The 11,966-nt window shown below is 61.6% G+C and carries 14 protein-coding genes, 1 pseudogene and 1 riboswitch; all 15 genes and pseudogenes read left to right on the top strand.

Annotated elements, in window-relative coordinates; genetic code table 11:
* The first annotated feature begins 8 nt into the window (after positions 1-8).
* Positions 9-659 (top strand): ethanolamine utilization microcompartment protein EutL, encoded by a 651-nt coding sequence (gene eutL, locus ACTNB1_RS03325; protein WP_441167860.1) that lies wholly within the window; start codon positions 9-11, stop codon positions 657-659.
* A 43-nt stretch (positions 660-702) separates the two neighbouring features.
* Positions 703-960: pseudogene (locus ACTNB1_RS03330) on the top strand (BMC domain-containing protein); the annotation flags it as partial.
* Between the two features lie 345 nt (positions 961-1,305).
* Positions 1,306-2,787, top strand: a complete 1,482-nt coding sequence (locus ACTNB1_RS03335; protein ID WP_441167861.1) for an acetaldehyde dehydrogenase (acetylating) — start codon at positions 1,306-1,308, stop codon at positions 2,785-2,787.
* A gap of 36 nt (positions 2,788-2,823) precedes the next feature.
* Entirely contained in the window at positions 2,824-3,111 is a 288-nt protein-coding gene (locus ACTNB1_RS03340; RefSeq protein WP_441167862.1) for a BMC domain-containing protein, read from the top strand.
* A gap of 27 nt (positions 3,112-3,138) precedes the next feature.
* Positions 3,139-3,426, top strand: a complete 288-nt coding sequence (eutM, locus tag ACTNB1_RS03345) for an ethanolamine utilization microcompartment protein EutM (RefSeq protein WP_297209661.1) — start codon at positions 3,139-3,141, stop codon at positions 3,424-3,426.
* Between the two features lie 40 nt (positions 3,427-3,466).
* Complete coding sequence (locus ACTNB1_RS03350) at positions 3,467-4,273, top strand: ATP-binding protein (protein WP_441167863.1); 807 nt, start codon at positions 3,467-3,469, stop codon at positions 4,271-4,273.
* Positions 4,270-4,881, top strand: a complete 612-nt coding sequence (gene pduL / locus ACTNB1_RS03355) for a phosphate propanoyltransferase (protein ID WP_441167864.1) — start codon at positions 4,270-4,272, stop codon at positions 4,879-4,881. Before ACTNB1_RS03350 ends, pduL begins: the two co-directional genes overlap by 4 nt.
* A gap of 33 nt (positions 4,882-4,914) precedes the next feature.
* Positions 4,915-5,733 carry an ethanolamine utilization protein EutJ gene (gene eutJ, locus ACTNB1_RS03360; RefSeq protein WP_441167865.1) on the top strand — a complete coding sequence of 273 codons (819 nt, stop codon included), beginning with the start codon at positions 4,915-4,917 and terminating at the stop codon, positions 5,731-5,733.
* 21 nt (positions 5,734-5,754) lie between these two features.
* Entirely contained in the window at positions 5,755-6,504 is a 750-nt protein-coding gene (locus ACTNB1_RS03365; protein WP_441167866.1) for a hypothetical protein, read from the top strand.
* A 54-nt stretch (positions 6,505-6,558) separates the two neighbouring features.
* Positions 6,559-6,849, top strand: a complete 291-nt coding sequence (locus ACTNB1_RS03370) for a EutN/CcmL family microcompartment protein (RefSeq protein ID WP_441167867.1) — start codon at positions 6,559-6,561, stop codon at positions 6,847-6,849.
* A 31-nt stretch (positions 6,850-6,880) separates the two neighbouring features.
* Positions 6,881-8,239 (top strand): 4Fe-4S dicluster domain-containing protein, encoded by a 1,359-nt coding sequence (locus tag ACTNB1_RS03375; RefSeq protein ID WP_441167868.1) that lies wholly within the window; start codon positions 6,881-6,883, stop codon positions 8,237-8,239.
* A complete protein-coding gene (locus ACTNB1_RS03380) occupies positions 8,236-8,775 on the top strand; it encodes a BMC domain-containing protein (RefSeq protein WP_441167869.1) in 540 nt (179 codons plus the stop codon). The genes ACTNB1_RS03375 and ACTNB1_RS03380 overlap by 4 nt, the downstream gene beginning before the upstream one ends.
* A 60-nt stretch (positions 8,776-8,835) precedes the next feature.
* On the top strand, positions 8,836-10,035 hold the full coding sequence (locus ACTNB1_RS03385) for an ethanolamine utilization protein EutH (RefSeq protein ID WP_441167870.1): 1,200 nt from the start codon (positions 8,836-8,838) through the stop codon (positions 10,033-10,035).
* 18 nt (positions 10,036-10,053) lie between these two features.
* Positions 10,054-10,494, top strand: coding sequence for a cupin domain-containing protein (locus tag ACTNB1_RS03390; RefSeq protein WP_441167871.1), 441 nt, complete (start codon positions 10,054-10,056; stop codon positions 10,492-10,494).
* A 44-nt stretch (positions 10,495-10,538) separates the two neighbouring features.
* Positions 10,539-10,721, top strand: a riboswitch (cobalamin riboswitch).
* Between the two features lie 259 nt (positions 10,722-10,980).
* On the top strand, positions 10,981-11,754 hold the full coding sequence (locus tag ACTNB1_RS03395; RefSeq protein ID WP_441167872.1) for a polysaccharide deacetylase family protein: 774 nt from the start codon (positions 10,981-10,983) through the stop codon (positions 11,752-11,754).
* Positions 11,755-11,966 lie beyond the last annotated feature (212 nt).

Here is an 11,966-nt window from a genome sequence, read left to right on the forward strand (position 1 = left end):
AAATTACCATGAAAAGAGATCCATTGCCCGCACATGTCCTGGCGACCCGTCTGATCCCCAATGTGGCCCCCGACATGGCAAAGGAGCTGGGCCTCACCCCCGACCAGAAGTCCCTGGCCATCATCACCGCCGACTGCGATGATGTCACCTACACCGCTCTGGACGAGGCCACCAAGAAGGCCGACTGCAAGGTCGTTTACGCCAAGAGCTTCTACGCCGGCGCTGCCAACGCCAACACCGCGCTGGCCGGCGAGATCATCGGCATCCTGGCCGCTCCCAACCCCGCCGAGGCCAAGGCCGGTCTGGAAGCCTGCGTGGACATGATCGAGAATGTCTGCCACTTCGTTTCCGCCAACGACGATGACAGCGTGTGCTACTACGCTCACTGCATCTCCCGCACCGGTTCTTACCTGTCCGAGGGCTGCGGCATTGCCGAGGGCGAGGCCATTGCCTACCTGATCGCTCCTCCTCTGGAGGCTATGTACGGTGTTGATGCCGCTCTGAAGGCCGCCGACGTGCGGATGTGCGTGCTGTACGCTCCTCCTTCTGAGACCAACTTCGGCGGCGCTCTGCTCACCGGCAGCCAGTCCGCCTGCAAGTCCGCCTGCGACGCCTTCGCCGCCGCCGTGGAGTCCGTGGCCGATCAGCCCAAGATCTGACGGACGGAAAAAGACCTGACAAGGTCTGTGAACGGAGGTACTTATGAAGGCATTGGGTATGATCGAGACCCGGGGACTGGTGGCCGCCATTGAGGCGGCGGACGCCATGGTCAAAGCCGCCAACGTGGACCTGCAGTGCAAGGAGCACGTGGGCGGCGGCCTGGTCACCGTCATGGTGCGGGGCGACGTGGGGGCCGTAAAGGCCGCCACCGACGCCGGCGCTGCGGCGGCGGAACGGGTGGGTCAGCTCATTTCCGTCCATGTGATCCCCCGCCCCCACGGGGAGGTGGAGGGCATCCTGGGCGAACTGGATCCCAATCCGGAGCAGCCGGGGCCTGCGCCCCAGCCCGATCCGGAGCCGGAGCCGGAACCCGAGCCTGAACCTGAACCTGAGCCTGAGCCGGAGGCCGCACCTCCCGCAGAGGAGGAGGCGCCTGTCAGCTTCTCCGACGAGGAGCTGGAGAGCCTTCCGGTGGTCAAGCTGCGTGCCGTCGCCCGTCAGATCGGGCTCACCAGTATGACCAAGAAGGAGATCCGGTTCGCCAAGCGTGAGGAACTGCTGACGGCGATCCGTGCCTTTATGAACGACAGAAACAGCTGACGTTCATCCCCGGTGTAATTCCTACGGAAAGGAATGGAGTAAGCTATGCAGCTTATCGATAAAGATCTTCTGTCCATGCAGGAGGTCCGTGAGCTGGTAGAGGCGGCCAAGGTGGCCCAGCAGGAGCTGGCCACTATGGACCAGGCCCAGGTGGACCGCATTGTCCGGGCCATTGCCGACGCGGGTGTGCGCAACGCCCGCCGGCTGGCCCAGATGGCCCACGAGGATACCGGCTTCGGCATCGTGGACGATAAGGTAATTAAAAACGTATTCGCCAGCCAGGGCGTGTACGAGCACATCAAGAACATGAAGACCATCGGCGAGATCAGCCGGGACGACGCCAAGGGCATCCGCACCGTGGCTGTGCCCGTGGGTGTTATCGCCGGTCTGATCCCCTCCACTAACCCCACTTCTACTGCCCTTTACAAGGCGGAGATTGCCATCAAGGCAGGCAACGCCATCGTCTTCTCCCCCCACCCCACCGCTCTACGCTGCATCCTGGAGACCGTCAAGGTCATCCGGCAGGCCATTGCGGAGGCCGGCGGCAACGAGGACCTGGTGTCCTGCATCACCATCCCCACCATGGAGGCCACTGATAACCTCATGCGCCACCGCGATGTGGCCATGATCCTGGCCACCGGCGGTTCCGCCATGGTGCGTGCGGCCTATTCCTCCGGCACCCCCGCCATCGGCGTGGGCCCCGGCAACGGCCCCGCTTACCTGGAGAAGAGCTGCGACCTGCCTCTGGCAGTCAAGCGCATCCTGGACTCCAAGACCTTCGACAACGGCACCATCTGCGCCAGCGAGCAGTCTATCATCTGCGACGAGGACATGGTGCCCGCCGTCCGGGCCGAGATGGAGAAGCAGGGCGCCTACTTCCTGGATGACGAGGAGCGGGCCAAGCTGGGCAAGTTCATCCTGCGAGCCAACGGCACCATGAACCCCGAGATCGTGGGCCGCAGCGTCGCCACCATCGCCAGCCTGGCAGGCCTGGAGAAGGTGCCCCCCACGGCCCGTGTCCTGGTTGCCCGGGAGACCGGCGTGGGCCGCGGCCACCCCTATTCCAACGAGAAGCTGGGTCCCATCCTGGGCTTCTTCACCGGCACCGACTACAAGGACGTGTGCGACAAGGTGTGCGAGATCCTGCACTATGAGGGCGCTGGCCACACCTGCATCATTCACAGCAAGGATGACAGCGTGATCGATTACTTTGCCAAGCGTGTGCCCGCTTCCCGCGTGCTGGTGAACACCCCCGGCGCCCTGGGCGGCATCGGCGGCACCACCGGCCTCCAGCCCGCCCTGACTCTGGGCTGCGGCGCTGTGGGCGGCTCCGCCACCTCTGAGAACGTGGGTCCCATGCACCTGCTCAACCTGCGGTACGTGGCCTTCGGCCAGCGTGAGCTGGACGACATCCGCGCCAGCGTGCCCGACTGCAAGGACGGCGTGTGCCATCCTGCTCCCAGCCTGGAGGATATCGACATCGACGATATCGTCCGCCGGATCATCGGCCGTCTTCAGGCTCTGTAATCCCTCTGAATTGTTCCAGGAAAGGAATGGTCGAATATGGCAACTATGACTCAGGCACTGGGCATGATCGAGACCAAGGGTCTCGTGGCTTCCATCGAGGCGGCGGACGCCATGGTGAAGGCTGCCAATGTCACCCTGATTGGTAAAGAGCATGTGGGCGGCGGCCTGGTGACCGTGATGGTCCGGGGCGACGTGGGCGCCGTTAAGGCTTCCACCGACGCCGGCGCTGCTGCCGCTGAGCGTGTGGGCGAGCTCATCAGCGTCCACGTGATCCCCCGTCCCCACGAGGAAGTGGAGTTCATCCTGCCTCGTCTGGACGGCTGAACCGGAATTCGAAAGGAGTAGTTTAATATGGCAACTATGACTCAGGCTCTGGGCATGATCGAGACTAAGGGCCTCGTGGCCTCTATTGAAGCGGCTGATGCTATGGTGAAGGCCGCTAACGTCACCCTGATCGGCAAGGTCCACGTGGGCGGCGGTCTGGTGACCGTGATGGTCCGCGGCGACGTGGGCGCTGTCAAGGCTGCTACCGACGCCGGTGCCGCTGCCGCTGAGCGCGTTGGCGAGCTCATCAGCGTCCATGTGATCCCCCGTCCCCACAACGAGGTGGAGTTCATCCTGCCCTCTCTGGAGAAGTAAGGTACGGGCCTAAGTCCGAACCCAACGAGCAAAGGAAGGGGTGGAGCGCTTGAAAGCAATTACCGAGGATTTCCTCCGGCTGGAATTGAGAAACGCTCAGCCCGAGACCTACTATGTGCCGGAGGGCAAGATCCTCACCCCCGCCGCGCGGGAATACCTGCAGCAGCGCAAGATCAAGATCGCAAAGGGAGAGCCCCCCGAGGCGGCACCGGCTGAGCCGGCCGCCCCGGCGGCTCCCGCCCCCGCTGCCGCTCCGGCGGCTGCGGCGGCACCCACCGCCAAGTATCGGGACCATGAGACCGGCGCCTTCTATATGGAGAAGCCGGAGCACATGACCCAGCTGTTCGGCAACGAGCTGGTAACCAAGAATCACCCCCGCATCCTGTTCCGCGGCAAGCTGGACAGCCTGCAGGCCATGGTGGTGCTGGATCAGGCTCTCATTGCCGCCGATGGCAATCAGAAGCTGGTGGACGATCTGGGCAGCATCCTGGACAACCTGCGGGAGATGATGCGGTGTGACGTGCTGGACGAGACGTACTGCCGCCAGACCATCATCGGCCTGACCCACCAGGAGCTGCGGGAGCGGTCCCACAACCCCCAGAAGTTCTTCGGCATCAAGCAGATGCTGCTGCCCGATTACACCATGGGCCGGGACTACGCGCTGCTCAACCAGCTCCGGGCTGCCGTCCGGGAGACCGAGGTGGCTGCTGCCACCGCATTCCTGACGGGCAGCAAATGCACCCGCCCGGACATTATGGAAGAGCTCAATCGCCTGTCCAGCGCGCTGCACATCATGATGTGCATGTACCTGGCGGGTATGTATCGTAAGGAGGACGGCCGTACATGAAAGAGATCGTATCTGCCGTCATGGACGCCGTCCACAGCGCCGGCATGGTAGAGGTGGAGGTATCCGCCCGCCATGTGCACCTGTCTCAGGAGCACGTGGAGCTGCTCTTCGGGCCTGGGGCCACGCTGACTCATAAGCGGCCTCTGTCCCAGCCGGGTCAGTTCCTGGCGGAGCAGCGGGTGACCCTCATCGGCCCCAAGGGGACCAAGGAGCGGGTAGCCGTACTTGGCCCCGCCCGGAGCGCCACCCAGGTGGAGCTCTCCCGCAGCGACTGCATGGCGCTGGGCGTGGAGGCTCCCGTCCGGGAGTCCGGCGACGTGAAAGGCTCCGGAGCCATCACCATCCAGGGACCCTGCGGCACGCTGGATCTGAAAGAGGGCGTGATCATCGCCCACAATCACATCCACGTGACCGCTCCCGACTCCATCCGCTTTAACCTGAAGGACAAGCAGCGGGTTTCCGTTGCGGTCATGACGGAGCGGCCGGTGGTGTTCAAGGACGTGATCATCCGGGTGAGCACTCAGTTCAGCTGCAAAATGCACATTGATGTTGACGAGGCCAATGCGGCCATGGTACATGGCTTCACCCTCGGCAAGATCATCCGGTAATTTCCTATTTTATCAGAGAAGGAGCCCTGCGACATGATGGATCTGGACCGCGTAAACGCTTACCTCGCCCGTGTGGAGGAATCCGAGACCAAGACCTTCCGCCCGGTGGGCCAGAAGCTCAAGACCGGCGTGGACCTGGGCACGGCCTATATCGTGCTGGTGGTGCTGGATGAGGAGAACAACCCCGTGGCCTGTGAAAAGCAGGCGGCCCAGGTCCTGCGGGACGGCGTGGTGGTGGACTACACCGGTGCGCTGCGCATTGTCCGGGAGCTGAAGGCAAAGCTGGAGGAGCGTCTGGGCACCGAGCTGGTGAACTGCGCCATCGCTATGCCGGCAGGCACCGAGTCCAGCGCCCGCACCCATCAGTATGTGGCGGAGGGCGCCGGGTTTGAGGTCACTGACATTCTGGATGAGCCCTCCGCCGCCAACGCCATTTATCAGATCGAAAACGGTGTGGTAGTGGACATCGGCGGCGGTACCACCGGCCTGGCCATGCTGAAGGACGGCGTGGTGGTGCAGACCGAGGACGAGCCCACCGGCGGCACCCACCTCTCTCTGGTGCTGGCGGGAAATTACCACATCCCCTTTGCTGAGGCCGAGGCCATCAAGCAGGATTACGCCCGTCACCGGGAGATCCTGCCGGTGGTGCGGCCGGTGCTGGAGAAGATGGCCAGCATCGTCAAGCGGTATGTGAGCCAGACCGACGCGGATACCATCTATCTGTGCGGCGGCACCTGCTGCCTGACTGGCATTGAGGCAGTCTTTGAAAAAGTGACCGGCATCCACACCGTGAAGCCGGCCAACCCGTTCCTGGTGACGCCTGCAGGCATTGCCATGAACTGTAAAATCTAAAACAGGAAAGGAGGGGACAGCATGGATCAGAGCATGCTCATTGACGAGATCCTTGCCCGGGTGGCTGCCAAGCTGGCGGCGGCGGAAGACGCCCCCGTCACCGGGGAAGATCCCGCCGGTGAGCCCTCCGCCGAAAAGCCCGGCCTGTTGGTGCTGTGTCAGACGGAAGATCAGTGCTGCTGCCAGATGCTGAGCAGCTGCGCACTGAAGGAGCGTTTTAACATCACCTGCGTCTGCCGGCCGGAGGAGACGGTGGATCTCTCCGCCCAGTCCTGCGTGGTGCTGTGCCAGCTGACCAACGACGTGCTGAGCAAGCTGGCTCTGGGCATCTGTGATACCCCTTACGCCCGCCTGGCCTCTCAGGCCATCCTGATGGGCAAGCGGGTCTACGTCCTGACGGAGCAGGTGGAGCTGTACCGCTACGCCACCACGGCGCCCGCGCCCTACTACGCGGCCCTGGAGGCCCACCTGAACCTGCTGACAGCCTCCGGCGTGGTGATCTGCAGCCAGAGCAATCTGGAGCTGGCCCTGACCGGAGACGCGGCCCCTGCTGCGAAGCAGCCCGAGTGTCCCGCTCCCGCCCCTGATCCCGCCCCCTGCGGAGGCGCAGAGAAGGTGCTGGAGCTGAATAAGCGGGTCCTGACGGAGAGGGACGTGTCCAACGCTGCGGCTGACAAAGTCACCTGCATCCGCCTGCCGGCCAAGTGCATCCTGACCGCCCTGGCCAAGGATTGCGCCAAAGACCGGGGCATTCGGCTGGAGCTGGGCTGAGTCCGGTTCCCAGCTCCCTGAGCCGCAAACACCGGGAAAGGAATGGTCATTGGAATGAAAGTTGCCAAAGTCATCGGTACCATCTGGGCCACCCGTAAGGAAGAAAAGCTGGCGGGACTGAAGCTGCTGCTGGTACAGCCGCTGAACGTGCTGACCGGCGGCAAGGATCGCTGCCCCATGGTGGCGGCGGACATCATCGGTGCCGGCGTGGGCGAGACGGTGCTGGTGGTAGGCGGCAGCTCCGCCCGGAGCGCGGCCGGGGATATGAGCATCCCTGTGGACGCCACTGTTGTGGGCATCGTAGACGATCAGGAGATCGACGAGAGCGTCCTCCCAGAAGACTGAGCAGGGTGCTCGTGAAAGGAATGGTCCTGATATGAATCTGACAGAAGCGGTGAAAGCCGCAGGTGTGGTGGGAGCCGGCGGCGCCGGGTTCCCCACCCATGTCAAGCTGTCGGCCAAGGCGGAGTGCTTCCTGGTGAATGCCGCGGAGTGCGAGCCGCTCATTGAGACCGACAAATATCTGTGCCGGACGTTCCCCGACCGGATCGTGGCGGCCGCCGCCGCGGTGGCCGCCCATCTGGGGGCGAAACGGACCGTCATCGCCCTGAAGGGTAAGTACAAGGCGGAGATCGCCGCCCTGGAGGATGCCATCCGCCGCCTCAACGCAGAGGTGGAGATCTTCCAGATGAAGACCTTCTATCCCGCCGGCGACGAGCAGACCATGGTGCAGCAGGTCACCGGGCGGTCGGTCCCCGAACGGGGCCTGCCCCTGGATGTAGGCTGTGTGGTGGACAATGTGGGCACTTTGCTCAACATCATGGACGCCCTGGAGGATAAGCCCGTCACCGAAAAGTACCTGTCTGTGGTAGGCGAGGTGAAGGAGCCGGTGATGCTCAAGGTGCCCATCGGCACCCCCCTGACGGAGTGTGTGGCTGCCGCGGCTCCTGCCATCGGCAAGTACGCTCTCATTGTGGGCGGGCCCATGATGGGCAAGGTGCTCACCGATCCCGCCGCCATTGAGGCGGCGGTGGTGACCAAGACCACCGGCAACATCATCGTGCTGCCCCCGGATCACTATCTGTTCCGCAGGGCTACCCTGTCCATGGACGCCATCCGGCATCAGGCCAAGAGCGCCTGCATCCAGTGCCGGATGTGTACCGACCTGTGCCCCCGCTACCTCATCGGCCACCAGATCCGTCCCCATCTGATGATGCGGAACCTCTGGCGGGAGAAGGGTGTGGAGGATAACGAGGAATATCTGGCCACCTTCGGAGACGCAGCCAACTGCTGCGACTGCGGCGTATGCGAGATGTTCGCCTGCCCCATGGGGCTCTCCCCCCGGAAGGTGAACAGCTACCTGAAGGGTGAGCTGCGCAGCCGGGGAATCCAGGTGCCCCGGAACATGGAACCCCATGCCCGGGAGTTTGTGGAGGAGCGCAAGACCCCCACGGACCGGCTGATTGCCCGCCTGGGCCTTGCATCCTACAACGGCCTGCATGCCCACACCTGCATCACTCTGGAGCCCAAGCGGGTCTGCATCCCTATGCAGCAGCATATCGGCAAGCCCGCATCCCCCGTCAAGGCGGTGGGCGACCAGGTGTCCAAGGGTGAGCTGCTGGGCCAGGCGGCGGAGGGGCTCTCCGCCAACATCCACGCCACCATAGACGGCGTGGTAGAAGAAATCACACCGGCAGGCGTCTGGCTGCGCCGGAAGGAGGTCGAATCGGTATGAGAATGGCCATCGGCATGGTGGAGCTGACCAGCATCGCCAGAGGCATTGAGACCTGCGACTATATGGTAAAGGCAGCGCAGGTAGACCTCATCCGCGCCTCCACCGTCTGCCCCGGAAAGTACATCATCCTGATCGCGGGAGATACCGGCGATGTGAAAGCCTCTATGGCGGAGGGCATCCGCCGGGGTGGTGAGTGTGTGGTCAACACCCTGCTGCTGCCCAATGTTCATCCCCAGCTCATTCCCGCTATCAGTATGACCACCCAGGTGCCTCAGGATGGCGCTCTGGGTATCCTGGAGTTTTACTCCATCGCCTCTGCCATCACCGCCGCGGATGTGGCGGCCAAGGCGGCCAATGTGACCCTCATCGAGGTGCGCATCGGTTACGCTGTCGGCGGCAAGGGCTATGTGACCCTCACCGGAGACGTGGGCGCTGTCCGGGCGGCTGTGGCTGCCGCTTCGGAGAACGCTGAGCTGCTGGTCAGCACCAGCGTGATCCCGCGCCCGGCAAAGCAGGTGTTCCAGTCCTTGCTCTAAACTCCGCGGAATTGGCGTGCCGGTTGGCACAACGCAAAGTGAATTGAGGAGGATAAGAAAATGAACGTATTTACTGAGAGCTTGCAGGCATGGGTCTCCAACCTGTCCATCAACTCCGTCATCATGATGATCATGATGATCTTCATGCTGGTGGGTGCCGTGGATAAGATCCTGGGCAACAAGTTCGGCTACGGCGAGAAGTTTGAGGAAGGCTTCAACGCCATTGGCCCCCTGGCCCTGTCCATGGCCGGTGTCGTGGCTGCCGCCCCGGTGCTGGCCGAGGTGCTGGGCCCTATCATCACCCCCATCTACACCGCTGTCGGCGCTGACCCCTCCATGTTCGCCACCACTCTGCTGGCCTGCGACATGGGCGGCTACCCCCTGGCTATGGAGCTGGCCAGCAACGATTCCTTCGGCAACTTTGCCGGTCTGATCCTGGGTACCATGATGGGCCCCACCATCGTGTTCACTATCCCCGTGGCTCTGGGCATCATCTCCAAGAAGGACCGCTCCTTCCTGGGCGCCGGCGTGCTGGCCGGTCTGATCACCATTCCCATCGGCTGCATCGTGGGCGGCCTGGCCATGAGCGCCATGACCGAGTACAAGCTGTCCTTCATGCAGATCATTATCAACCTGATCCCCGTTATCATCATCGCCGGCCTGATCGTCATCGGTCTGTGGTTCGCCCCCGGCCCCATGATCAAGGGCTTCAACGTCTTTGGTACCGGCGTTACCATCGTGATTACCGCCCTTACCGCTATTGCTGTGTTCCAGCAGATCACCGGCATCATGTTCCCCCTGTTCGATGTGATGTCCACTGTTGATCCCGAGACCGGCCTGACCCCCCTGAACTCCGGCCTGCTGACCTGCGGCCAGATTGGCATCGTGCTGATCGGCGCCTTCCCCATGGTTAAGTTCATCACTGATACCTTCGGCGGCGCCCTGAAGAAGATCGGCAGCGCTCTGGGTATGGACGAGAACGGCTCCGCCGGCATGGTGGCCACCCTGGCCAATAACATCGCCATGTTCAACATCATGGGCGATATGAACCCCAAGGGCAAGCTGCTCAACGTGGCCTTTGCTGTGTCCGCTGCCTTCGTGTTCGGCGACCACCTGGGCTTCACCGCCGGTGTCAACCAGTCCATGGTTACTCCCGTGATCCTGGGTAAGCTGGTGGGTGGTATTACCGCCCTGATCGTTGCCAACGCTCTGGCACCCAAGCTGCTGGGCAAGATTGAATCCACTAAGGTTGAGGCTTAACAGAAACAGGAGCATATTATGAATGTTAGTGAAGCACTGATTCGCGAGATCGTCAGCAAGGTGCTGGAGGAGGCCGCCGGCAAGGCTGGTCCTGGCTTTGTCAAAGAGGTGGACCCCAGCGGTATCATCGGCATCAAGACCAGCACCGTCAAGTGCGAGCCCTTCGAGCAGGAGGGTGTCAAGCTCAAGGACGTAGTCACCCTGGAGGAGGCCCCCCGCATGGGCTGCGGCATTATGGAGCTGGACCACACCAGCTTCGAGTGGACGCTGACCTATGACGAGTACGATATGGTCATCGACGGCACTCTGGAGATTGAGATCGACGGTCGTGTGATCTCCGGCGGCCCCGGCGACATCATCTACATTCCCAAGGGAAGCCACATCCACTTCCAGACCCCGGATAAGACCCGGTACGCCTATTTTGTCTATCCTGCCAACTGGCAGGAGATGGCAGACTAATCTCCTCGTTCCGGCCACCCTTCAGGGCGTGCCGGAGAAAAAGTAAATCATATGGGTATGCAGGTGCGCTTGAAGGCGCACAGAAAAGGGAAGCGGGTGAGAATCCCGCACAATGCCGTTGCTGTATTGGCAGAGCGGCTCTCATATGTCACTGGAGCAAGCTCCGGGAAGGCGAGAGCCGCGCTGAATGCCTGAGTCAGAATACCTGCCTGCATATGACGCACAGGAATCCTCTCCGGTCCAGAGGGGGTGCGCACAGCCATCGGAATCCGATGGTCAGAGGGCTGCACCCTTTTTGGGTGCAGCCTTTTTCTTTACCCAAAGCGGAACTCCTCACACAGGCGTATGTGCGCGGGAAGCCCGTTCATTTTCCAACCCTCGTGAAGACGGGAACGGATGCCGATGAAGGCAGCCGTTCCCGTTTTCAATTGCCCCCTTCTGTTCGGGTGAGCCTCAACATAAACTGGCACAAAGGAGGGTTTTGTTATGATGGGAAAGATCTTATTGCTCCGGAAAAAGCCGCTGACCATCCTGGCCTGTGTCCTGGCTGCTGCACTGATGTTCTATGTGGTGAATTATCCCTACGCAGTGAGCGCGGCGGCAACCAAACGCCAGCTGCCCATCTATTGTGTCCAGAGGGATCAGAAGATGATATCCATTTCTTTTGATGCCGCCTGGGGGAACGAGGACACCCAGCAGCTCATTGACATTCTGGGACAGTATGATGTGAAGGCTACCTTTTTCGTGGTGGGTGCCTGGGTGGACAAATATCCGGAATCGGTAAAAGCTCTGGCTGATGCGGGGCATGAGGTGATGAATCACTCGGATACCCATGCCCACATGTCCCAGCTGAGCAGCACGGAGATCGTTGCGGATATCAATGCGTGCAATGATAAGATAGAGGCGGTTACAGGAGTACGTCCCACCCTGGTTCGGCCGCCCTATGGAGAGTATGACGACCATGTGGTCTCCGCCATACGCTCCATGGACATGGAGCCCATCCAGTGGGACGTGGACAGTCTGGACTGGAAGGACCTTTCGGCGGCGGATATTACCCAGCGGGTGGTGAGCAAAGTACAGCCTGGTTCTATTGTCCTGTTTCACAACGCTGCCCTCCACACCCCGGAGGCCCTGCCCGGTATCATTGAGACCCTGCTCCAGGAAGGTTATACTTTTGTGCCCATCTCCCAACTTATTCTGCCGGGTACCTATAATACCGATTATATAATCGATCACACTGGACGCCAGTGTCCCTGCTAAATATGCAGAAAAAGGCCGCTACTTCCGTGCGTAAGCACTGAGGCAGCGGCCTTTTGGCAGGATGCGCATAAATATATATTCTGCATATATGCGAAATTTATGTATTTTTATTCTTGACCTGACCAAGGGATGGTGGTATCATTTCTCAATAATATCCGGTGTGCACGAATATTATTCACTCCAAACCGGAAGGAAAGAGAATGGTGATCAGC

Origin of the sequence: Flavonifractor sp. HCP28S3_F3 (assembly GCF_052065355.1) — a bacterium.
Taxonomy (GTDB): domain Bacteria; phylum Bacillota; class Clostridia; order Oscillospirales; family Oscillospiraceae; genus Flavonifractor.